Source organism: Vibrio sp. R15-SG3-ISO1B, from assembly GCF_059833835.1.
The window spans coordinates 1-22,818 of the sequence record NZ_JCBDGG010000010.1; the positions used below are offsets into that span (position 1 = coordinate 1).

General features: G+C 46.5%; 27 protein-coding genes. 10 read left to right on the forward strand and 17 right to left on the reverse strand.

All coding sequences use genetic code 11. The annotated features are described in order from the left end of the window. Positions 1–39: 39 nt before the first annotated feature. Positions 40–384 (reverse strand): YajD family HNH nuclease, encoded by a 345-nt coding sequence (locus tag AC6R0S_RS03070; protein WP_500637186.1) that lies wholly within the window; start codon positions 382–384, stop codon positions 40–42. 168 nt (positions 385–552) lie between these two features. Next, positions 553–1,437, reverse strand: a complete 885-nt coding sequence (locus tag AC6R0S_RS03075) for a LysR family transcriptional regulator (protein WP_500625512.1) — start codon at positions 1,435–1,437, stop codon at positions 553–555. 118 nt (positions 1,438–1,555) lie between these two features. Between AC6R0S_RS03075 and AC6R0S_RS03080 the strand changes: the two genes are divergently transcribed. Then, positions 1,556–2,227: a type 1 glutamine amidotransferase domain-containing protein gene (locus AC6R0S_RS03080; protein ID WP_487903655.1), complete on the forward strand. Its 672-nt coding sequence runs from the start codon at positions 1,556–1,558 to the stop codon at positions 2,225–2,227. A gap of 228 nt (positions 2,228–2,455) precedes the next feature. Here AC6R0S_RS03080 and AC6R0S_RS03085 read toward each other — a convergent pair whose 3' ends face one another. The 3 genes from AC6R0S_RS03085 to AC6R0S_RS03095 form a co-directional block, all read right to left on the reverse strand. After that, positions 2,456–3,385 carry an SDR family NAD(P)-dependent oxidoreductase gene (locus AC6R0S_RS03085; RefSeq protein ID WP_500637187.1) on the reverse strand — a complete coding sequence of 310 codons (930 nt, stop codon included), beginning with the start codon at positions 3,383–3,385 and terminating at the stop codon, positions 2,456–2,458. Positions 3,386–3,461: 76 nt separating this feature from the next. Next, positions 3,462–4,127 (reverse strand): fibrobacter succinogenes major paralogous domain-containing protein, encoded by a 666-nt coding sequence (locus AC6R0S_RS03090; RefSeq protein ID WP_500637188.1) that lies wholly within the window; start codon positions 4,125–4,127, stop codon positions 3,462–3,464. A gap of 164 nt (positions 4,128–4,291) precedes the next feature. Next, complete coding sequence (locus AC6R0S_RS03095; RefSeq protein WP_500637189.1) at positions 4,292–5,182, reverse strand: AraC family transcriptional regulator; 891 nt, start codon at positions 5,180–5,182, stop codon at positions 4,292–4,294. Between the two features lie 198 nt (positions 5,183–5,380). Here AC6R0S_RS03095 and AC6R0S_RS03100 point away from each other — a divergent pair, with 198 nt between their 5' ends. Next, entirely contained in the window at positions 5,381–6,250 is an 870-nt protein-coding gene (locus AC6R0S_RS03100) for a patatin-like phospholipase family protein (RefSeq protein WP_500637190.1), read from the forward strand. A gap of 145 nt (positions 6,251–6,395) precedes the next feature. Here the strand turns inward: AC6R0S_RS03100 and AC6R0S_RS03105 are convergent, their stop codons facing one another. From AC6R0S_RS03105 to AC6R0S_RS03120, 4 genes are all read right to left on the reverse strand, one after another. Then, positions 6,396–7,052, reverse strand: a complete 657-nt coding sequence (locus tag AC6R0S_RS03105; protein WP_500637191.1) for a nitroreductase family protein — start codon at positions 7,050–7,052, stop codon at positions 6,396–6,398. A 68-nt stretch (positions 7,053–7,120) separates the two neighbouring features. Further along, positions 7,121–8,146 carry a zinc-binding alcohol dehydrogenase family protein gene (locus AC6R0S_RS03110; protein ID WP_500629635.1) on the reverse strand — a complete coding sequence of 342 codons (1,026 nt, stop codon included), beginning with the start codon at positions 8,144–8,146 and terminating at the stop codon, positions 7,121–7,123. 238 nt (positions 8,147–8,384) lie between these two features. Beyond that, the gene (locus AC6R0S_RS03115; RefSeq protein ID WP_500637192.1) at positions 8,385–9,467 is read right to left on the reverse strand and encodes an L-dopachrome tautomerase-related protein; all 1,083 of its coding nucleotides are present in this window, start codon (positions 9,465–9,467) and stop codon (positions 8,385–8,387) included. Between the two features lie 70 nt (positions 9,468–9,537). Further along, complete coding sequence (locus AC6R0S_RS03120; protein ID WP_500629633.1) at positions 9,538–9,828, reverse strand: putative quinol monooxygenase; 291 nt, start codon at positions 9,826–9,828, stop codon at positions 9,538–9,540. Between the two features lie 353 nt (positions 9,829–10,181). Here AC6R0S_RS03120 and AC6R0S_RS03125 point away from each other — a divergent pair, with 353 nt between their 5' ends. Then, positions 10,182–11,099, forward strand: a complete 918-nt coding sequence (locus tag AC6R0S_RS03125) for a LysR family transcriptional regulator (protein ID WP_500629632.1) — start codon at positions 10,182–10,184, stop codon at positions 11,097–11,099. A gap of 84 nt (positions 11,100–11,183) precedes the next feature. Here AC6R0S_RS03125 and AC6R0S_RS03130 read toward each other — a convergent pair whose 3' ends face one another. The 5 genes from AC6R0S_RS03130 to AC6R0S_RS03150 all read right to left on the reverse strand — a co-directional run bounded on the left by AC6R0S_RS03130 (position 11,184) and on the right by AC6R0S_RS03150 (position 14,022). Beyond that, a complete protein-coding gene (locus AC6R0S_RS03130; RefSeq protein ID WP_500629631.1) occupies positions 11,184–11,426 on the reverse strand; it encodes a hypothetical protein in 243 nt (80 codons plus the stop codon). Between the two features lie 39 nt (positions 11,427–11,465). Further along, positions 11,466–11,681: a DUF3820 family protein gene (locus tag AC6R0S_RS03135; RefSeq protein WP_500629630.1), complete on the reverse strand. Its 216-nt coding sequence runs from the start codon at positions 11,679–11,681 to the stop codon at positions 11,466–11,468. A gap of 58 nt (positions 11,682–11,739) precedes the next feature. Next, the gene (locus AC6R0S_RS03140; protein ID WP_334553355.1) at positions 11,740–12,093 is read right to left on the reverse strand and encodes a helix-turn-helix domain-containing protein; all 354 of its coding nucleotides are present in this window, start codon (positions 12,091–12,093) and stop codon (positions 11,740–11,742) included. A gap of 161 nt (positions 12,094–12,254) precedes the next feature. Further along, complete coding sequence (locus AC6R0S_RS03145; protein WP_500637193.1) at positions 12,255–13,421, reverse strand: serine hydrolase; 1,167 nt, start codon at positions 13,419–13,421, stop codon at positions 12,255–12,257. A 226-nt stretch (positions 13,422–13,647) separates the two neighbouring features. Continuing rightward, positions 13,648–14,022, reverse strand: a complete 375-nt coding sequence (locus tag AC6R0S_RS03150) for an NADH:ubiquinone oxidoreductase (protein WP_334553352.1) — start codon at positions 14,020–14,022, stop codon at positions 13,648–13,650. 500 nt (positions 14,023–14,522) lie between these two features. Here AC6R0S_RS03150 and AC6R0S_RS03155 point away from each other — a divergent pair, with 500 nt between their 5' ends. After that, a complete protein-coding gene (locus AC6R0S_RS03155) occupies positions 14,523–15,686 on the forward strand; it encodes a threonine/serine exporter family protein (RefSeq protein WP_500637194.1) in 1,164 nt (387 codons plus the stop codon). A gap of 50 nt (positions 15,687–15,736) precedes the next feature. Here AC6R0S_RS03155 and AC6R0S_RS03160 read toward each other — a convergent pair whose 3' ends face one another. Next, positions 15,737–15,940 (reverse strand): alternative ribosome-rescue factor A, encoded by a 204-nt coding sequence (locus AC6R0S_RS03160; protein WP_500637195.1) that lies wholly within the window; start codon positions 15,938–15,940, stop codon positions 15,737–15,739. A gap of 400 nt (positions 15,941–16,340) precedes the next feature. Between AC6R0S_RS03160 and AC6R0S_RS03165 the strand changes: the two genes are divergently transcribed. The 6 genes from AC6R0S_RS03165 to AC6R0S_RS03190 all read left to right on the forward strand — a co-directional run bounded on the left by AC6R0S_RS03165 (position 16,341) and on the right by AC6R0S_RS03190 (position 21,975). After that, complete coding sequence (locus AC6R0S_RS03165) at positions 16,341–16,550, forward strand: cold-shock protein (protein ID WP_038204438.1); 210 nt, start codon at positions 16,341–16,343, stop codon at positions 16,548–16,550. Positions 16,551–16,612: 62 nt separating this feature from the next. Further along, positions 16,613–17,152 (forward strand): YaeQ family protein, encoded by a 540-nt coding sequence (locus AC6R0S_RS03170; RefSeq protein ID WP_334553343.1) that lies wholly within the window; start codon positions 16,613–16,615, stop codon positions 17,150–17,152. Between the two features lie 180 nt (positions 17,153–17,332). Further along, entirely contained in the window at positions 17,333–17,944 is a 612-nt protein-coding gene (locus tag AC6R0S_RS03175) for an NAD(P)H-dependent oxidoreductase (protein ID WP_500637196.1), read from the forward strand. Beyond that, a complete protein-coding gene (locus AC6R0S_RS03180) occupies positions 17,941–19,878 on the forward strand; it encodes a monovalent cation:proton antiporter-2 (CPA2) family protein (protein WP_500629625.1) in 1,938 nt (645 codons plus the stop codon). Before AC6R0S_RS03175 ends, AC6R0S_RS03180 begins: the two co-directional genes overlap by 4 nt. A gap of 125 nt (positions 19,879–20,003) precedes the next feature. Continuing rightward, entirely contained in the window at positions 20,004–21,278 is a 1,275-nt protein-coding gene (locus AC6R0S_RS03185; protein WP_500637234.1) for an MATE family efflux transporter, read from the forward strand. Between the two features lie 76 nt (positions 21,279–21,354). Beyond that, positions 21,355–21,975, forward strand: a complete 621-nt coding sequence (locus tag AC6R0S_RS03190) for a glutaredoxin domain-containing protein (RefSeq protein WP_500630864.1) — start codon at positions 21,355–21,357, stop codon at positions 21,973–21,975. A 105-nt stretch (positions 21,976–22,080) separates the two neighbouring features. Here AC6R0S_RS03190 and AC6R0S_RS03195 read toward each other — a convergent pair whose 3' ends face one another. Together AC6R0S_RS03195 and AC6R0S_RS03200 are read right to left on the reverse strand one after the other, a co-directional pair. After that, entirely contained in the window at positions 22,081–22,215 is a 135-nt protein-coding gene (locus AC6R0S_RS03195; protein ID WP_500625496.1) for a hypothetical protein, read from the reverse strand. Positions 22,216–22,387: 172 nt separating this feature from the next. Then, complete coding sequence (locus AC6R0S_RS03200; protein WP_500637197.1) at positions 22,388–22,738, reverse strand: hypothetical protein; 351 nt, start codon at positions 22,736–22,738, stop codon at positions 22,388–22,390. Between the last annotated feature and the right edge of the window lie 80 nt (positions 22,739–22,818).

Genomic DNA, 22,818 nt, shown 5'->3' on the forward strand with positions numbered 1-22,818 from the left:
GAAAAACGATGATTTTGCCTTGTAATGGCGAGCGCCTTGTCATTTTTTCATCATCTTCGCCAGATCGGCAAAAGGGTTGTAAGTCGCGCTTTGGTGATCATCTTCACCTGGCTTGATTTCGCTGCCATAGCGCTCGTGCTCTAGGTATTTGCTGTGCTCATGGTCGTGGCAGTAGAGACAAAGCAGCTCCCAATTGCTGCCATCTTCCGGGTTGTTAGTGTGGTCGTGATCTTTGTGGTGCACGGTGAGTTCACGAAGATTGGAGTAAACAAACTCTCGGGCACAACGGCCGCATACCCAAGGATAAAGTTTCAGCGCTTTTTCACGATAGCCCGCTTCTTTGCGCGCATAACCTGCGCTGGTTCCGTAGTAATCTGATGACATGCGTGTGTCTCTGTGGAAAAAGAACGTGTTGATGGTATCACGCATACACTAATGAGACCGTGATTTAAACTTGATCGTGCTTCTCAAACCCACCAATTATCCACTTTGAATTTAAATGTAGAGATTATCCAATCGATGATTGGATTGCTCACATTTGTACCGAGTTTCTCACTCTTGCCATTTTGAAAAGCGCTCAAGAAGATAATCGATCGCTAACCTTGCTCTCAATGGCAGGAAGTGACGGTTCTGATAAACAATCCAGCTACTATTACCACTTCCCCAATAAGGCTCCAGAATAGGGACCAATCGACCGGATGAAAGGGCATCGTTAAAACTGCTTTTGGGTAGATACGCGATGCCTAATCCTTCGCTGCAAGCCTGTAAAACAGTGTGGACATTGTTGCTTTTCCATCTCCCCTGAACTTTGACGCCATCTAAGGGCTTTCCATCCTTTTCAAACAACCAGACATCCTTATTGGCAATGATGCAGCTATGCTGCTTTAGCTGCTCTGGATGAATAGGCAGACCATGTTCATCAATATAGTGCTGGCTGGCTGCTGCTGCCATGGGTCGATCAACGAGTTTTCTCGCGACCAACCCCGAATCACTCAACCGTCCATAACGGATGGCAAAGTCAAAACCATCTTCAATAAAATTGACCATACGGGTGTTGAAGTTAATTTCTACGGTGAGATTCGGATGCAGTTTCGCGAATTCCATTAGAGCAGGAGCGACATAGTTTTCAGAAAATGCGCCAGCGGCACTAACACGCAACGTACCACTTAACTGAGTTTGCTGTGTCGTAAGCTGTTCGTTCGCTTGTTGGAGCCCAATCACTAGCTCTTTGCATTGCTGGTAATACGCTCGACCGGCCTCAGTTAAGCTCACCATCCGTGTTGAACGAGCTAACAACGCCACACCCAGTCGTTCCTCTAATTTCGTCACTTGGCGGCTAACGTGACTCGTACTGCAACCTAATTGTTTTGCTGCAGAAGAAAACCCTAAGCTCTCCGCGACCGTAACAAATTCGTTGATACCCTCAAAGCTATCCATAGTTACCTTTGCTATTTAGCAATAATGTTTTGTCAAACCAGTGTATTATCACTCATTTGAATAGCAAATAGTATGAGGGTGTTGAACAAAGAGACGCAAATCATTTGAGGAAAGCAGCATGAAAAAAGTACTAATTATTGTGACAAACCACGCGACACTCGGTGATACCGACCAAGCGAACGGAACTTACGCGCCAGAGCTTACTCATGCGCTTGACCAACTGCTTGAAGCTGGCTTTGGGTACGATATTGCTTCAATCAAAGGTGGTCAGGCGCCACTGTACGGTACCGATATAGAAGGTGATGTGGTCAACGCGAAAATCTTAGCGAATGATGATTTCCAAAACCGCATCAATAACACGATCCCCGTATCACAAGTGAACGGAGAACACTATGATGCGATCTTCTACCCTGGAGGCTTTGGCCTTCTTTCAGACCTAGCAAGCAATGAAGAATTCGCAAATATCTCCGCAACACACTATGAAAACGGCGGTATTATTGCGGCAGTATGTCATGGTCCTGGTGCTCTTCTGCCAATCACACTCAGCAACGGTGAGAAGCTCATCGCCTCTAAATCCGTGACAGGCTTTACTCGCGAAGAAGAAGTTGACTTCGGTACAATCAATGACATTCCTTTTCTTCTTGAAGAGTCTCTCGCACGCAGTGCTGCACGCTACTCTAAAGTCCAGCCATGGCAAGAGTTTGTGATTGTCGATGACCGCCTTATCACAGGGCAAAATCCAACTAGCGCGCACGCTGTTGGCAAAGCCATTGTGGATTTATTGGCCTAATTAACCAATCAAACCATCAACAGCTCAATTGAATCGAGCCGCTTCGGGGGCGTTTAGTTTTAATTAGCCACCCGAAGCGTGTAGTGTTCGACGGTAATATGAGTGACTTAGCGGTTGCTCTGTTTTTCTGGGACTTGGGACTCAATAACCCGTCAGTTGAAGCTATTGATTTTTAATCCAATAGCTCAAATTTGTTTGAGTTCTCTGAATAATTTCACACTAAAACTTCTACTTTATAAACTCATGAATAACGGTATTTGCATTATCTTGGACTGACTCTTGACCAATAATTTCCGGCCAATGTATTGCTTGGTTGGCTAATTTTCCCGTTAACCCTTTTTCACTGCCCCACCAAATACCAGTCTCAAAATCCTCTGTATTTAGCATCACGTCCACATAACGTTTGGCACCCACTTCAACAGAATGTGCTTTACCAAAGAACTGCAGAACTCTCATTGTGGCATTGGTTGCCCATTTTTGATACCAAGGGAAAGCATCTGCCCCCGATGTACCCGCTGCCATTCCTGGATCAACAGTGACAAACCTAAAGTTCGGATGTTTGCGTGCCATGCTCATGGTCCATAGGGCACCCATAAGTTTTACCGAACCATAGTGGTCAGTATATGCCTTGTTTTGGGCAAATTTTTCTCCATTTACAACCGATACCCACTCTTCTATCGAGCCTTCTGTAATCGGCGGTTTCGCGGCGCCAATCTCAGGCGCTCCTCTTGCTGCAAAGCTGGCGACATACACGACCGATCCCCTAGTGTTTAACTTCCCGGTATTCATTAAACGTTCCGCTAAATGGATATTCCCTAATACATTAACTGCGAAGGTAAAAATAACACCATCTTTTGTAAGTTTTGTAGGCTCAGAACCGCCTGCACCACCAGCATTTAATACAATGCCATCGACTTGGGTATCAAGATTTTCAGCTGCTTTTCGACAGGACTCTAAATCACTTACATCTACAATCAATGTTTCGAAAATGTTCTTGCCTGTGAGTTTCTCCAACTGCTGAAGCGCTTGTTCCGCTCGCTCTTCACTTCGGCATGCCAAAATAATTTTTGAAATACCTTTTCTTTGGGCAAACTGTTTAGCAGCCTCAAACCCAAGTCCAGAGTTTGCGCCGGTAATTAAAATTGAAGAATATGTCATATCGAGTACCGAGTAGAAATAGAAGAACTACAATGAAAGCGCTATTGATATAGTGAAGAAAACTTCTGGATCAAATTTAAATTTTTACGCAGCGAACACTGAACATATAATCTTTTGAGCTGGTCGCACGACGAATTTCGCCTTTGTGCGCATTCCACCAAGAGTAAGCCAATGTGCGAATGATACCTTTAGCGTCAGATGCGCTATCGGCAGTCCAAAACTCGGTATAAGCTCCCTCTGTGATGTAAAAGCCATTCCATTTAACACCAGCAGGTCTGGCAAAGAAGTTATGTTTGTTGACTAAAGACTGATCCACCTTTTTAAATGGCCCGTCAGCTTGTGCCTCTTTTAGCTGTAAGCCAAGCTGTTGGTCACCGCCTCGCCAACCTTCTTGGTGAACTTCCTCTTCAGGCATGCCAATGCTTCGCTCAAGCTTTTTCCAGTCCTCATCTGTCGCAACTCTCCAACCCGCAGGACATAAGTTTCTCTCATCAGCGACATCATGCCAGTTGTATAGTCGACCATATTTCAACAAGTTAGCTTCATCATCTTTTGGAATGACGTCAGAGCTAACAGCCGAACCATCTTGGAACTTGGTACTTCTCAGCCCTTCAGCTAACCAGACCTGATCACCGATGGTCACCGTTCGATAGACATTACCTTCCATGTCATGAACCGTATTTTCCAGTTGGTAAAGATCCTCATTGATGTCCTTAGCAAAGGTTGTAGTAGCAAGTGCCATACTGACTCCTATAGATAGAATAATTTTTTTCACGGCAAGTCACCTTTCACTGACGCAGTGGAATTACTATATCTATCACCCAGAACAGGAAATAGGCGAATTGCTCTTTAAAAAATGCCTATTTGTATCAAATAGGCATTTTAAACTATCTAATAATTCGCTAACTACGCAATATTCTCAATCATGCCCTTGGCTTGACTCCATTGCTTAGGCGATTGGCCATACATACGTTTAAACTCACGGCTGAATTGAGAAGAGCTCACATACCCTACCGCCATTGCAGCCTCGTTAACGCCCATCCCTCCTGCTATCTTCATAGCGGCTTTGTTTAAGCGCATAGACTTCATAAATTGGATAGGGGACATACGAGTTGCTTGTTTGAATTTACGATGGAAAACTGCACGACTCATGCAAACGATAGAAGCGAGCTCATCAATAGTGACGTTCTTACTCAGGTTCAGTGACAGGTACTCGATCGCCTTCGCGATTTCGTTTCCAATTCCAAACGCTCTTCTTGCAGAAATACCAGCATCGCCTTTCAGCACTGCGTAGTAGAATTCCCGCAGACGGCTTTCACCCAAGATAGCGGTATCGATACTACTGTCGCCCAATTGAAGTAACCTAAGTAGCGCATCAGAAAAGGTATCATCCCAATTAGCCAGTGACATACCAGGTGGTTGCGAGCCACTTTCTGGTCGTTTTATCGCGCTGACGGCACTCTCCATTTCAATCACCAGTTCAGTCATAACCTTGGTATCTAGAGAAATATAAACGCCTAGCAAAGGCTCTTCTGGAGAGGCTTCAGGTGTCCCCGCTTCGACGGGTAGAGAGACTGTACAGCACATATATTGACTGCTGTCATATACGTAATGATCGCCGTCGAGAATCGCTTCTTTCTTACCACTCAAAATAACAATCACCGTCGGTTCATATACCGCAGGTGCACAGGGTATCGAGTGCGTCACTCGAAACAAACTAACACCTTTGATGCCCGTTTCGACCATGCCATCTTCAACAATCCGGCTCTCTACTATTTGTTTAATTCTCTGTTTCATTTTGTGCCTCAATCGCCGTGGTGATACAAATAGGCATTTTTTAAAGAGTATTTGACCTATTTGAGCAAACCTTTTGAGAGATATAGTCAACTATTATTGACGATACTCGCTCCGATAGCAGCTTACAAATCGAAGTAACTAGCTCAACAAGATGACAGAGGATCAGACGATGATGATTCCACAATTTAGGAAAATTTGATGTTCAAGAGGCTAATGTTTTCAGTCATAGCAGCCAGCTTAGTGGCTTGCTCTTCTCCTAATGTTTACGAAGACCTTAACGCAGTAACGACCCCAGTACCTGATAAACATGAACTCGGTATTGCTTTTGGCGGTGGTGGTGTTCGAGGGTTTATGCATCTTGGGGTTATTAAAGCGCTCGAAGAAGAGGGGGTAAAAGCAGAAGTGGTGAGCGGCACTTCCGCAGGTTCAATCGCGGCGGTCCTCTATGCATCGGGCATGAGCGTTGAGAAAATGGAAGCGGCAATTGAAGAGATTGGCATATTAGATCTGGCCGATTTTGTGGTGTCTTCAAGAGGGTTAGTTAATGGGAAAAGACTCTCTGAATGGATAAATAGCCAAGTTGACTATGATGACTTAACTGATATGCCAATACCTGTCGCCGTTACCGCTACCAATCTCACAACGCAAGAAGTCGTGATGATTCGTTCCGGAAATCCCGGTAACGCGGTGCAAACCTCATCAACAATCCCTGGGGCATTTGTCCCGATTGAGCACCAAGGAGATATTCTGGTTGATGGTGGTGTTCTTAGCGTGATTCCTGTCGATGCGGCAAGAGAGTTAGGCGCACAAAAGATCATTGCAGTCGATATATTTTGCCACAATCAACCGACTCCTGACGCACAAGCAAGCAAGGTCACCCTTGCTACTTTTCGCATGCAGAGCTGTCGGTTATCTCAGCAAGAGCTAAATAGTGCAGACATCATCATTGCCCCAAAGTTTGAGCCAAGCAGCAGCGGTGCATTTGATGAAAAAGAGCAGGCTATTGAAGCCGGGTACCTCGCCACAAAAGAGGTGATGCCAAAGATAAAAGCGCTGCTAGTGGAATAACTTCTGAATTGTGATGGGACAGAAGGATGTGGATAATTTTGTAATTCAACGATCCATTAATCAATCTGCCCAAAACAATGGTATAGCAAGGAGACGCAGCGGGAAAGCATGAGAGGTGATGAAATCTCACTCATGCTTGTGTGGCCTATAGCACCGTTAACACTGAATCAAGAGCCAGCCTCGATTTAGGTAAACTTGCATTATAGTCTTCTTCTTGATGGTGGTAACCCATGGCCAGTGCGACATCACATTGATACCCACCCAGTTCTCGGCAAAACTCTTCGCTGATTAATGCAGAGTCTACGCCTTCCATTGTAGTAGAGTCGATTCCTAATCGAGCCAACACATGTAATGTATTACCCAATGCCAAATAGGTTTGTGCTTTGGTCCAAGCAGAGGTATCGCCGGAATCATGGGTATTTAGCTCGGCAAATGCGAAACTACCAAACGCTTGCTCTCGATTCTCCGGCAAGACTCGCCCATCAGCAATCCCTTTATCAACAACCTTCGCGTAATCTTCACGGGTATAGCTAGGGTTATGCGCAAACAGAATAATATGAGAGGCTGCCTTAATATGGGGCTGATTGAAGTGATGCTTATTTCTAAACGTGCGATGCATACGCTCTTTTGCCTCATCACTTTCAATAACAATAAATTTCCAAGGTTGCGAGTTTATTGATGACGCAGACAAACGAATCGCTTCATAAATAATATTCAGTTGTTCTTGGGGAATGCGTTTATGTTTGTCGTAACGTTTTGCTGTGTACCGTTGCTCTAAATCCTTGATAATTTCACTTTTCATAATGATTTTTCCGCTTAATCAGTCTTGTCAACAATCAGTCATACACACTCAGTGTATCTAGCGCTGATTTAATATTTAATTGCAGTTTTGCCAATTGAAGCACCACTTTCTATGCGTTGATGTGCCTCTTTGAACGTCTCGACACTGAAGCCCTTCAATGTTGTGGTAAGTGTCGACTTAATACGCCCTGCATCGATCAAGTTCGCAACTTGGAAGAGAATCTCTTGCTGCTTCTGAAGATCGTCAGTGTTAAACAATGAGCGGGTAAACATTAACTCCCAGACAAAGCCTGCTGATTTACCTTGTAGTGCAGAGAGATCGACACCACCATCGAACTCTACAATTGAACTGATCATGCCTTGTGGAGCAATTAGCTCGACCATCGCATCCCAATGACCTTTGGTATCAGCCACATTGAAGATGTAGTCAACATGTTCGATGCCCTTTTCACGTACAGATTCTACTAGATTACGGTGATTGACAACGTGGTCAGCGCCCATGCCCTTTACCCATTGTTCTGTCTCAAGCCTTGAAGCCGTAGCAATCACAGTCAGATTAGTGAGCTGTTTCGCCAATTGAATAGTTATTGAGCCAACGCCCCCCGCACCACCAATAATCAAGATCGATTTCTTTTCTTCTGGACGAATACGCAGACGATCAAACAAAGCTTCCCAGCCGGTCAATGTCGCCAATGGCATCACTGCCGCAGACTCATCAGAAAGACTATGTGGTGCGTGAGCGGTAATTCGGTAGTCGACTACTTGGTATTCAGCATTAGCGCCCATACGAGTTACATCACCTGCATAATACACACGATCACCTATGTTGAAGCCTGAAACATTGCCACCCTTAGCAATCACTTCACCAACTGCGTCGTAACCGAGTACTTTGGGTTGCGCTAGAGTTTTGTCTTTTGCATTACGGATACGAATTTTCGCATCTGCAGGGTTAATGGAAGTAGCACTCACTTTGACGAGAAGATCGTCCTCTCTTAGTTCAGGAATACTTGTATCAAACTCAACCAAGCTTTCCTTCTCGGTAATTGCTAATGATCGGGTAAAGCCAATGGCTTTCATTGTATTTGGGACTGACATTGTTCATTCTCCTTTAATTGGACAGCTTAATGATAGCGTTCTGATATTCGCGATAAAGCGCCCAATCTTTTAGTCACATTCAATTAATTTTTGAAAATCAAAGGGCTCTACTGCTTAGTACAAAAAGGTCATTGCATAACCAAATAAATTTTAATGGACGAGAGTGGCAACCAAAACAAAAAGCGTATGTTATGGCGAAGAGCATACGCTTAATAGTGGAGGGAGTAGTGACAACTCACTAGTATAGTTTGATGCGTAAAACGTGGAACGGTTTGCTTGCCCCTTCCTCTCCTTCATTCAGAGCAGGATTTAGGTGCAGGGAGTTTTGCGTAATGTAGAGGTAGCCCCCGTGAATGGAGAAGCCATCCGCCCATGAGAGCAATTCATCGTCTTGTGCAAATGTCTTGAAATTCTCACTGGTTACAATACTCACCGCGTTTTTCTCAACATCGCCCACATAAATATCTCCATTTTCCGAAATGATCATACCGTCACTCGGCCGTTTTTCGTTATAGAACTCAATGGAGTGAGCTAGCTCTATGTCAGTCAGATTTTCGTTTGCAAGAGCGCCCGCTGGTAACCGGTAGATAGCGCTACCATTAACCGTGCCGAAGTAGACCCATTCGTTCGCCGCATCAATTGTGATAGGATTTAGTCCAAGGTAGAGTGCATCCGATGAACCATCTTCGCGCTTCGTCCCCATCAATGAGCCATCAATTACCACATCATACTCTGGTGATAGTAAAGCCTTATATGATTCAAGCACGCGTCTAGACTTACCAGTTTCTAGATCCACCACAATAAAAGCTGGTGCCGGCTCACCAAATAGATTTCCAAGGCTAGTATCCGCAATATACATCTGGTTGCGTTTTGTATCTAAAGCAAAGTCTTGCAGGAAAGAGTTGCCAACTGTCACATCTTTGCTTATCTCTAAACGCTTAAACAAGGTGTTTTTTTCCGTATCCCAAGCAACAATCTGCGCTGGCGCTTCAGCACTGCCCATATCGAGAATCCAAACGACACCGTCGTCTGTACTATCAATACCAATCACCGAAGACAAACCGACCTCGCCAATCTCGGGACCATTTGCCCAATCCTCACTAGGAAAAGGTTTTGTTGAACCATCTTTCATCAGCTCAACAACACGGTGTTGAGGTCCATCTAGAGGTTGCATAGATAGGAATGTGCGGCCTTGTTCAGTAACCGTGATGTTTCCTGGACGTGTTCCGTTGAGCTGGGCGACAACTTCAATATCCGCGGCTTGCGCAGTGTTTAAGATAGCCGCAATCGTAATTGCTAGAAGTGGTTTGATGTTTTTCATTCGATATACCTTAATGGGATACTCTGGAGAACGGGCTACGACAAATAACCAACGTGCTCCCAATACAGAATTACGCGATTTGAGTCATTTCGTTAATGGTAAAGCTCGCTACGGCTCCTTCTGTTGCCGCCAGGTAATCGGCTAGGTGTTTGTTCCCCATGTGTGCTTGCCACAGTTCACGGGATGCCCAGTTTTCGAAAAACAAGAAATGAGCTGGATTTTCGTTGTCTTGATGTAAGTCATAATTAACGCACCCTTCCTCCGAGCGAGTAATGTCAATCAACTTGAGTAGCTCTGTTTTTACCAGCTCAACTTTATCTTCATTCGCCACAATATTTGCAACAATAGTTAATTTAGTCATGTTTGCTTCCTTTATATATCAACGCATTAAAAATCATACAAAACAAAAAGTTAAACTCCTTCCAAAGCAAAAGAGCTTGCTATACCATTTAGTATAGATACAGTAACTTTCAGGTTTATCCTTTCATTTTTTAAGCAGTATCAAAAATCATTTGATAGTAGCGTGACCACTACACTTGGCGGCGTGTTTCGGTTCGTTTGTATAGTAGAATAATCATTTACCATTAAAAACAGGTGATAAATTGAATTATTTTCAAAAATAATTTGAAAATAGATTGCTCAAAACGCTCCATTGCTATATATGGTTTAACTCATACCTCAATGTTGTCCTCTCTGGACTGGAAAGGTCTCGTTATGCTCTTGGAAGATTTACAGGTGATTTTGAAAGTGGCGGAGTTTCGTAGTATCACCGCAGCGGCAACCAATTTAGATATGCGCACCGCGACAGCTAGTGCTGCAGTAAAGCGCGTAGAAGCCTCTTTGGGTGTCGAGCTTTTTGTGCGCACTACACGCCACTTGAGACTATCGCCTGCTGGAGAGCGCTACTTACCTAAGTGTGAGGAAGCACTAAAGCAACTTGAACAGGCCAAAATGAGCCTACACGAGGAATTAGGCACTATCCATGGTGAGATTCGTATCGCCCTATCCTCTGATTTAGGCCGAAACCTTGTCACGTATTGGTTAGATGAGTTTTTGTGCCAATACCCAAATGTATCACTGCGCTCAAACATCAGTGATAGCACTATTGATTTTTATCGTGACTCTGTTGATCTGGCATTGCGCTATGGGTCACCAACTGATGCCAATATGTATGGATTTAAGATCTGCGATGTACCTAGGGTATTGTGTGCAAGCCCGAGCTATTTATCTGAGCATCAAACGCCAACGCACCCCAATGATCTGCTACAACACAATGCACTGTTTTATCAGCTACATGATGTCTTGCAAAATGAGTGGCAATTTAGCGATCAAGGTATTACTCACAAGGTAAAGCTGAAGGGTAACAGGGCTTCAAATGATGGGGACCTAGTGAGACGCTGGTGTGTTGCAGGGAAAGGGATCGCTATTAAGTCTTGTCTCGATATGTCCGATGACCTTCTGAATGGGCGTGTCGTCAGTATTATGCGCAATTATAAGCCCACACCGACCGAACTTTGGTTGGTCTGCCCTAGCAGACAGTCAATCACGCCAACGGTTCGTTTATTGAGAGATTTGTTTAGAGAGAAAGCCAGTTCAATTCTCGACCAATTAGTGGAAAAGAAGGCAATTTAATGGGTTTACCTTCCCAATCTACCGATCACGAAGGGGTCAGCGCATAGTGATATCCATTCAGACAACGATAGGCACTGTCGCTAACTACTTAGACTGATTGGCCGTCTTCTTGGCTAGCTCTTGCATGGCTTCAGAAAACGTTGTGGTACGGCCTTTAGTTTGTACCTGGACGACCTTATATCCCATATTCTCTAGTGCTTGGCGCTCGGCCAATACGGCTTGGTCGTCTTGCTGACTGCCCTTAGCAGGTTGATGAATGTAACACCCTTCCAATTGACCATCTTCGACTAGTTGGTGGTGTTTCAGTGCGTTGATATCAAGTTTCATACGGTTTCTTGTCGTTAAAGTGGGAGTATCTGCGGCAAATCATAGGCGCTTTAGCGGTTTTACCACGCTATCTAACCCTTCAATTTTGAGTGCGAGGCACAGCTTCAATAACTGACCAAGCTCACCGTTCGGCCAGCCTTTTTTATCGAACCACAGCAGGTATTCTTCAGGTAGGTCAATGAGCATGCGGCCCGCGTATTTGCCAAAAGGCATAGGGGTGCGAGCCAGTTTGATGAGGTTTTCTTTTTCAAGCATGGTGGGGTAACCAGAGTGCGCTGTTTGGATAAATGGGTCGCGCGATACCCTAACATGACTACCCTTCTCGCACCACATGTGCGTATTCGACAATCACTTGATTGCCTTCGATATAGGCGTTTTGGATTTCGCCATCAACGCTCATACGGCTCTGCAAGTAGACAATTTTCGGTCCCTGATCGCTGCGTTCTTTTAAGCTGGGCACCACCAATTTGGGGTCTAAGTGAAGTAAGTGACAGAACTTGGTGACAAAAGGCATTGTCATCGGCGCCTCACCGCGCAGCACGCGCGAGAAGCTCAGTTGGTTCATGCCCAGTTTCTTCGCAAACTCCATTTGCGTTAGGCGCATCTTTGATTTTTGCGACATCCAAGTCGTGTAGATCGCCTCTCTGTCTTGTTCGGTAAATTCCATGCTGCTCTCGTTGTTCAATGGTCGCGATAATAAAGTTGAGTCAATAAGGCGGTATTGTCCGCGCAGCGCGTCAAGACGATGTCAGAGAGAAGTTAGCGCAATTTGAATCTTTGGCGAGAAATCTGCGGGCACAAAGTGCCCGCGATATATCGAGGGGAGAGTTAGAACAGGCTCGCTAGCAGGCGCTTAAACCAATCCACCAGCTTCTTAAACAAGCCACCTTCCTCGACAGGTTGCTGGGCAATCAGTGGGGCCGTCGCCACGGTTTCGCCATCGATGCTGTAAATGACTTGTCCTAGGGTTTCGCCTTGTGCAATCGGCGCAACAAGATCGGAACTAAATTCAACTTCGGCGGTGAGCTTGGTGACGTCTCCTTTCGCTAGAGTGATGAAAACATCTTTTTCCACACCCACGTCCACGGTATCGGTTTTACCCATCCACACTTTAGGTGAGGCGACCGATTGACCGGCTCGGGTTGGCGAGATGGTATCGAAGAAGCGAAAACCGTAGCTCAGTAACTGCTTGCTTTCTGACTCACGTGATTTGGTGCTGCTTGAACCCATCACAACCGATATCAAACGCATGTCGCCACTGGTTGCTGATGTCGCTAAGCTGTAGCCGGCGCCGCTGGTATAACCGGTTTTCATACCATCGACATTCATGCTGCGGTCACGCAATAAACCGTTACGGTTGTATTGAGTAATGCCGTTGTAGGTGTAGGAGGTTTCGCTGTAGAGCGGATAAATGTCCGGTAGATCACGAATAATCGCTTGGCTGAGCTTAGCGATATCCCGAGGTGTGGAGAACAGACCATCGCTATCTAGACCATGGGGGTTGGTGTAGGACGTGTTGGTGAGTGTCAACTTGTCCGCCCAAGAGTTCATCAAGCTAACGAACGCGTCCTCGCTGCCTGCCACATGCTCAGCAATGGCGACACTGGCGTCATTACCTGATTGAACAATCAACCCGCGGTAGAGATCCATCAACTTCACGTCGGTGCCGACTTCAATGAACATCTTCGATGAATCAGGGAAGTTCTTCGCCCATGCGCGTTGGCTAATTCGAACATCATCGTCTAAGGAGATGTTGCCTGCTTTCACTTCTTGCCCAGCGACATAGGCCGTCATCAACTTAGTCAGACTGGCTGGGTTAAGTTTGGTGTCGGCGTTTTTCTCGACTAACACGTGACCTGTGTTGTAGTCCATCAAAATATACCCATTGGCGCCCAACACCGGCGCATCAGGAACAATCGTTGGAGCAGCCACTGCTACGTGAGCAGTCGCCAAAGAAGAAAGGAAGACCGACGCTATCAAAGAGTGTTTTTTCATATTTCGCGGTAAATGTCCTGTTGGGTTAACACACATACCTGAGTATAAACAACCTGATGCTGCTTGCAGCCCTGTTGTAATCAATGGTTACTATTGAGCGAGATTTGACGTAAAAATCACACGGCAACAGGTAAAAAGAGTAAGGACGAAAAAGCCAGCGACTGGTCGCTGGCTTTAGCAATAGGTCACAACACTCAGCATCGATGCTTAGTGTGGATTTCGCTTATCAATTTGCGGATCCGGAGAGCGTTCGTTTCACCGAAAATGGATTTTTGATGCGTCGGTTGCGGTAGCGATACCAAAGGTACGTCGCGACGATAGAGAAGTAGAGGTAGCTCATCACAAATACCAGCGGTGAAGTGATTAGGCCTTGTGATACACCGAAGAGCACGCCCGCTGCGGCGACAAAAAATTTCGCGAACAAACCGAGTATCAACATCGCCAACGCCAATTGCGGGAATTGAACACGCTGAAACGCGCACCAGTAGCAGCTTGCGACTGCCAGTGTCGCAATCGAAACACCGAGCAAGAAAGAGTGAAAGTGATCAGCAGACGCTACGCCCGCAGATACAGACATCATAAGGATAAGAAACAGTTTCATTGTGTGCCTCGCTTTTTAAACCTAGAAAAAAGCTTCCTTTCATTTTCGCAAACTCATTTTGCGTATATTTTCGCCTTTCCCCCACCAAATGCAAGCGCGTTTTTTGACCCAAAATAGGCTCATCCGACCAGAATCAACAATGGTTAAATAATTGTTACAGATAGATTTACTGGAGTGATTACATTACCTGGGCTTGCAGCCTTCACACACATAAATCGGCACAAAAATTACAAGTCGATAACAAACGTTACATCTAAAAATAGTGGCTGTTTTATGATCTAAATCACTTCAACACAGGCAAAAGTAGCGCCATTTATATACAGCAAAACCCTAGTTTTCATTTTTGATCCATAGATTGGCATAAGCGCATGCGTCATCAGTTTTAAAACATCGGTTACCCCACCTCTATAACAATGCGCTGTTCGATATTTACACGCTAGTCACGCTCTGATACCTTTCGCGCACTCAACTTTGTGCATTCCAACGGATGTCATTCACTCATGCCTTCAGAATACCGAATCAAAAAAATCGTCGAAATCGGAGACACGCTCCATCGCAGCGGCTGTGCGCCTTATAAGCTAGAAAAATACACTAAGTTTTACGCCCGTAAACACGACGTCGATGTGATGGTTCAAGCCACGCCTACCACGGTGAACTATCAGTTTCCGGATGACAATAACGCCGTCGTGATGCGCCGCCATCCTCTCGCGTCGATCAATCTGAGTTTATTGGCCAATACCATCATTCGTATTAACCAACCCAGCTCCGAACCTGTTCCAGAGCCTATCGGTTACCCGAAATGGGTGATTGCTCTGGCGAACATGGGGATTCCACCGGCCTATTTGATGCTGGTCGGCAGTACCATCGATGCGATTTTACTCTCTGTGCTACTTGGTTTTGTGGTGTGGATGACGCAGCAAGTGTGTAAAGCTCGCCGTGCGATCGCGGTGGAGTTTGTCTCGGCGTTATTGACTGGCATTCTGGTGGCCTATTTTGCCAGCACATCGGCGCAGATACCGGTCTGGGCACTTTGTATTGCCTCCATCGTGCTGTTCGTTCCGGGGTTGTCGATTGCCAACTCCCTTGAGTGTCTCGCCTTCAATGATTTGGTGTCTGGCACGAGCTTACTCGGACAAAGTGCGCTCTCGTTGATTAAGCTGTTTGTCGGTATCGTCATGGGGCTCAACATTGGTGAAGCCATCTGGGGGCAAGCTGCCGCTAGCACCTACATCAATCAAGTTCCGATTTGGTTACACGTCAGTGGCCTGTTTCTGATTTCGATTTCACTCGGCATTATCTTTAACGCAAGACCAAAGGACATTTTGCTGGGGCTGCCGGTAGCGATGCTCGGCATGTGGGGGCCATTTTATTTAGGCTTTGAAAGCGGCTGGGTCGTCGGAACTTGGGTAACGACAGTGCTGATCACTTTATACGGCACATGGTTGGCGAAAAAAATGGAACTGACGGGTAGCATCTACATTGTGCAGGGCATCATCATTTTGGTTCCGGGTAGCCGCGTGTTAGTCAGTGCGGGCCAATCCGTCTTTGAACAATCGATTTTGCCCATTCCAAGTATCGGGCTTTCTGCGTTGTTTATGTTCTCAGCGATCGTGGCAGGGCAGATTACCGCATACTCCCTCTATTCGCCAAAGATTGAACGCTAACGCCAAACACTCTGGCCTCTGAAATTAAGAACCCTATTCGATAGTCACCTTTAGGCAGCTATGGAGTAGGGCTCTTTGCCTTTGTATTTCATTTTACGACTGAAACTGCCTTTGCCTTTCTTCGCTTTCTCTACTTGTGTTCGATACATCGAACTCGTCACAAGTGCTTTTAAGGCGTTATCTTTCACCACCCCTCTGCCCATATCATGCTCCAACGTCACACTAGGCGTGAAATCGCCCTTACTTTTTTCCATCACTTTTCCTTTTTCTCTTTGATTTGTTCGGTTTATAAAACGGTTTATTCGACTGATAAAACACTCAATAGCAGGATTTCACCAGTCACTTAGCCACACATTCAACCAAGCAATCGAATGTTACACTAGTTATACGAACTACGATAATATTTTCGAAAGTAAACCTAGCGCAAAATTCTAATGAAAACATTTGTTTTTCTAAATTATTTACACCGATTTTTATTGACTTAGTTGCACTTAGCATTAGACTGTCAGGCAGCTAGAAAACGGTTCTTGTTTACTTTCGCCGTTATCGTTAGATTTCTTGTATATCTGCCTTAACGTCGTGCGCAATAGCAATCTCCTTTTCCACGCTATAGGTGCCGTCATGGCTTTATAAGATTTATCAAGGATATACATTATGTCTAACACTGTTACTGGTACAGTTAAATGGTTCAACGAAACTAAAGGTTTCGGTTTCATCCAACAAGAAAACGGTCCTGACGTTTTCGCTCACTTCTCTGCAATCACTGGCGACGGTTTCCGTACTCTAGTTGAAGGTCAAAAAGTTGAGTTCGTTGTTTCTCAAGGTCAAAAAGGCCCACAAGCTGAGAACATCAAAGTACTTTAATTTTCAAGTACTAAAGAATTATGATAGCCAGCATTCGCTGGCTATTTTTTTATTGAAGTATTATGGCACTCAAACCCACTATTTATAAATTTCGCATCAACTTGTCTGATACCAATCGTGACTTGTACGATGCCACTCAACTGACGCTTGCCCAGCACCCGTCAGAAACGACCGCTCGTATGATGGCCCGCGTCTTAGCGTACTGCCTACAATGGCAACCGGATTTAGCCTTTACTAAAGGTCTCTCTACTACCGAAGAACCTGACCTTTGGGTCAAATCACTCGACGATCAAACACTGCTTTGGGTCGATGTGGGAGAGCCTTCTCTTGACCGAATCAAAAAGTCGACGCGAATTGCTCAGCAGGTGATCGTCTACTCGTTCAATAGCAAATCTGATGTATGGTGGGAGCAAAGTAAAAACAAGGCCCATCAATACCCTGCGTCGATTTACCGTTTAGACGCTGACGCCGTCGAAGCGCTTGCCAATGTGGTCGCTCGCACGATGGATTTGTCGGTGATGATCACCGGCGATAGTCTCTTTATCGATTGTGAACAGGGTTCATTTGAAGTCGCAGTCACGACACTTCAGCATCAGCACTGATCCTCTATTCGGGCGACACACCCATTGTTGTGTCGTCCTTTTCAACACATTCTCTTCAAATACACTAAGCTAATATCTGTGACTTATAGGTCACTCATAGTTATCCTTTCGGTCCTGTGCCACAATGGACGCTCACCATTGTAAAAATGGGTACTTACCTGAAAAAACACGAGATTGTGTATGCCTGAAAAGAAAGTGTTGGTGCTTTACGCACACCCCTCTTCTGCGCGTTCAGAAGTCAATCAGCGACTGTTTGATGCAGCCAAGCAATGCCAAGGTGTCACCGCGGTCGACCTCTACTGGGAATACCCAACCTACAACATCAATATAGACAGAGAGCAGCAACGTTTGCGCGAACACGACGTGGTGATTTTCCAGTTTCCGCTTTATTGGTACTCCACGCCCGCCATTTTAAAAGAGTGGCAGGACTTGGTGCTTGAGTACGGCTTTGCTTACGGGCAAGATGCCAATGCGCTACACGGTAAGGTGTTTTTTTGCGCTTTATCGGCTGGAGGTAAACAAGATGCCTACCAAACCGACGGTTACAATCACTTCCCCATTCGTGCGCTACTGCATCCCATTGAACAAATGGCGACACTCACTGGCATGACCTACCTACCACCGTTTGCTCTTTTTGGCGCTCGAACCGCTAAGGAAGATGGTCGGATTGCGGCTCACTTATCACAGTGGACCCAACTCCTGAATGATCTGGTCGCAGACCGTGTGGAGGTCAATAGCGCCGCAGATGCCGCCACACTCAATGACTATCTGAGTCAAGGAGGCCATGCATGACCCTCTATTTTCTCCAAGCCTTTATCTATTTAGTCGCGGCTGTGATTGCCGTGCCCTTAGCCAAGCGATTTGGCCTCGGTTCTGTGCTGGGCTATTTGATTGCGGGCGTGGTGATCGGGCCCATTATCGGTTTGGTCGGTGAAGAGACCACTACAATCCAGCATTTCGCTGAGTTTGGTGTGGTGATGATGCTGTTTTTAGTCGGCTTAGAGCTTGAACCTAAAATGCTCTGGTCAATGCGAAATCGTCTATTAGGGCTGGGCGGATTGCAAGTCACGCTCACGACACTGGCCACCATGTACATCGCGATGTGGTTTGGGATCACATGGACGATAGCGTTAGCGATAGGGCTGATTTTTGCCCTCTCTTCGACAGCGATTGTCCTGCAAACCTTTAACGAAAAAGGGCTATCCAAAACAGAGGGTGGGCAAAACGCCTTCTCTGTGTTGCTCTTTCAAGATATCGCCGTCATCCCTATGCTGGCCTTTATCCCGCTGTTAGCGTTACCTGAGTTGGTCGAGCAAGCACAAAACCTGGCAGCTAATGCCGCCGAGCATCATGAAGAGCTCAGCTTGGTCGCGCATCTGCCAGGCTGGGCGTATGCGATGGTGATTGTCGCCTCAATTGCAGGGCTGGTCATTGGTGGGCACTACCTGAGTCGGCCACTGCTTCGCTTTGTAGCCAGCTCCGGCCTGCGTGAAATATTCACCGCAACTGCTCTGATGCTGGTTGTGGGTATCGCCGCGTTGATGAGCTTAGTTGGCCTGTCCCCCGCACTGGGCACCTTTTTGGCGGGGGTTGTTCTGGCAAACAGTGAGTTTCGTCATGAGCTCGAATCCAACATTGACCCCTTTAAGGGCTTGTTACTGGGGCTCTTTTTTATCACGGTCGGCGCTGGCATCGACTTCTCAATTCTCTTTAACGATTTCTTCCTGATTATTGGTCTAACACTGGGCGTGATGGCACTGAAAGGTGGCATCCTTTATCTTCTTGCTTGGGCTTTCCGAATTAAAAACAACAACCGTTGGCTATTCACGCTCAGCTTGGCGCAGGCAGGGGAATTTGGCTTTGTGCTGCTCAGTTTCAGTATGCAAAATCACGTATTACCGTTTGATATCGCTCAGAGGCTCTCTTTAGTCGTCGCGCTATCGATGTTCCTCACCCCTGGCTTATTCATCTTTTACGATAAGTTTATCTTGCCGCGTTTTCAGACGAAGGCCAACGATCAGGACGCCGATGTGATTGATGAAAAAGGCTCAGTGATCATCGCTGGGATTGGTCGATTTGGCCAAGTGGTTAATCGCCTACTGGTCGCTAACGGCGTACACACCGTTGTACTGGATCACCAAGCGGATCAGGTGGATATGATGAGGCAAATTGAGACCAAAGCCTACTTTGGTGATGCGACTCGTCCTGATTTACTCCATACCGCAGGCATTGAAGAGGCGGCGATGATCATACTCGCCATGGATAATCGCGAAAGCAGCGTAGAGCTGACTAAGTACGTGAAACACACCTACCCTCATGTCAAAATTCTTGCCCGTGCGTTCGATAGAGGACACGGCTATCGTCTTCGTCAGGCGGGGGCTGATGTCATTGAGCTAGAGACGTACCACTCCGCCCTAGAGATGGGCGCGCAAGCTATGAGGGCCCTAGACTTTCATCCGTTTTATGTCGAGCAACATAAAACCGCCTACAAAGAAGTGGAAGAGCGCAAATCGGATATGCTCTATCGCGCTTGGGAGGATGATTCCCACGGCGAACGTTTTGACAACAACTATCGCAAGCTCTTTATCGAGTTAGAACAGCAAATCAAATTGTCGATGTCCACCGATAGACAGGATCAACATGAACCCGGAGAACGAGGTTGGACACCACCCCCCAAAGGATACGCGGACAAACTTGATGACAACGATCCCCAAGATCGAGCCTAGCTCGGTCGCCATGTTTTACCAGCAATGAAGTGACCATGAAGAGAAAATCCAACAGCGCTACTAACACACAGACAAGCTCACAGACAAGCTCACAGACAGCCTCATTAGGCCAGCAACTGTTCACCATGACTTGGCCTATGCTGTTTGGCGTCCTTTCGCTAATGAGTTTTCAATTAGTGGACAGTGCATTCATCGGCCAACTCGGTGTGCTTCCACTCGCGGTGCAAGGATTTACCTTGCCTATCCAAATGATCATTATTGGCATTCAAGTTGGCTTAGGTATCGCCACGACAGCAGTCATCGCCAAAGCACTGGGCGCCAACGACACTCGCTACGCCAAACAACTGGGTGGGCTAGTCCTTACCATTGGTAGCGTAGGGGTTGCGGCCTTCGCCGTTGTGCTTTATCTACTGCGCAAGCCAATACTGAGCCTACTCAGTGCACCAGACTCTGTCTTACCGATCATCGATACCTACTGGATCGTTTGGGCGGCGAGCGCATGGGTCGGCGCGGTATTGTACTTTCTCTACAGCATATGCCGCGCCAACGGCAATACTCTGCTACCCGGCACCATGATGATGGTCACCAGCGCAATAAACTTAGCGCTTGATCCTGTGTTTATTTTTACTCTCGACCTTGGGATAAACGGCGCCGCAATAGCCACCATTGTTGCTTTTGGCTGCGGTATTCTGGTCGTCGCCCCTAAAGTGCTGCGTAAAGAGTGGATGAGCTTTGATTGGAGTGACTTGAACGTGCTCAGCAGCGTGCGTTCTATTGGCAATATTATGGGCCCAGCGATGGTCAGTCAGCTCCTTCCGCCCCTATCTTCAATGCTTGCGACCAAGCTTGTTGCCGGTTACGGCACCGCTGCCGTGGCCGCATGGGCATTGGGGTCGCGCTATGAATTTTTTGCCATCGTCTCAGTGCTGGCATTGACGATGTCTATGCCCCCGATGGTCGGTCGCTTACTCGGCGCCGGCAATATTAAGGATATCCGCCAACTCGTCACGATTGCGGTTAAGTTTATTTTGCTGTTCCAGCTCGCGATTGCACTGGTGACCGGTCTTAGCTCGGGTCTGTTAGCCGATCTCATGACGGGGGAAAATCAAGTCGAATCGATCCTCTCGATGCACTTGGTGCTAGTACCATTTAGCTTAGGTCCGCTGGGGGTGTGCATGTTGATGGTCTCTATTTCCAACGCTCTGGGTAAAGCCTACACAGCGTTAACCATATCTGCCTTGCGACTGTTTGCCTTCTTCCTACCCTGTTTGTGGGTCGGCGCTTATCTCGGCGGGATTCAAGGGCTCTTTTGGGGAGCGAGCATCGGTAATCTCCTCGCGGGTGCCTGCGCTTGGGTACTGTATCAGCGTACGTTACGCTCGATTGAATCGGCCAAATAAAATAAGTTGAAATGAAAGGTGGCTTTCGCCGTTCTTAATACAAAGCAGACAAAAACGACGTACCTAGGAGAGACATATGGCAGCGCCAATCAAAGTAACCCTCTATCGCTGGGCGGGCAGTTGGGGACCATTCAAAGTGAACATTCCCTGTGGTGAGTGCACGCTGACCAAAGACATTCTCACTGATACCTTCGCCAACGAACTGGCCGATGTGCCGGTCGAACTTGAGGTGAAAGATTGGCTCTCTCATTGGTGGGAGCCGCTCAAAGCCGGAGCGTGGCATGCGCCAATTGTGATGGTCGAGGGTAAAGTGATCAGTCAAGGGGAAGCCCTCAACCGCGGTGTATTGGTGCAGTCGATCATAAAAGCATGGACCGAGCACGATACACTGAGCGGTAATATCGTCTTTGGTAAAGCAACATGCCCTTATTGTGTAAAAGCGAAGGCATTGCTCGATGAGGCTGGCATCGAATATCGTTATCACGACGTGGTCAAAGAGAGTGCGGCTTTGTATCGAATGATCCCGGAAGTAAAAGCGATCATCGGTGAAAAAACGCCCGTTACCGTGCCACAAATATGGCTGGATGGTCACTACATTGGCGGGGCAGACAACTTAGAGGCGTGGCTTGTCAACAAAGGATTAGGCAAGGTGCCTGACAATGTCGTCATTATGCAAAATCAGTCCTCTAACGGCTAGCACTGGCTATCAGGTTGACGTTTTGAACAAACAATTAAGCCCCATCGAAAATGGGGCTTAATATTATCTATTCGTTCGTTTGGCGTTAGATTCACCAGTGCCAGATTACTTAGCGATTTTGTTCAGTACACGCTTAAAGAAAGACGCTTTTTTCGCTTTTGGCTTGCCGTAAAACATTTCGTTCATGGCGTGCTTTGCAATCATTTGGCCTAGGTATGCACCTGCTAGATCGTTGTTCATGATTTTCTCCTCAAAGAATATGAGTGTGACTTTAATCACAAAAACAACAAAAGCAAGAGATATGTCACATTTATTTTATTTAATTGCACACTTGTTTCATTTTAGTGCGCGATAGATCATTTGGGTGCAAATAACGCTGCTCTCAAACGGTCACCTTCATGGCTGCGTGTCGTTAACTGCGCTTGGGTTGTTGGTAGGTTTTACCCGCCATTTGGTAGGTATCTTTACGCTTAACGTCAAACTGCGTATCGAAGAACCAAGCCACAAAGCGAATCACCTCATCCCCTTCGTTCATCACGTGCTCAATGAATTCCTGCTCTTCGCCTTGCTCGTTTTCTTGCAGAGTCACATGGTAAATACGCGATTCCCCATCGACTTCCGCTAGAGCAAACTGACCCGTCAGTGCCTCGGCCGCCTGCGCCACTTCTTCATCGCTACTGGCTTTCAGCATCTCTAATGCTTGTGGCAGACTGCCTTGTTCGCACAGTGCTTTCACTAAACTTTCAAACTCTTGGTATTCCATTGTCGATCTCTCATCGCATTCAAACCGCGCCATTGTACCTACATCCTCTACTGAGTGGTACTCCAGACGAAACCCCGTGC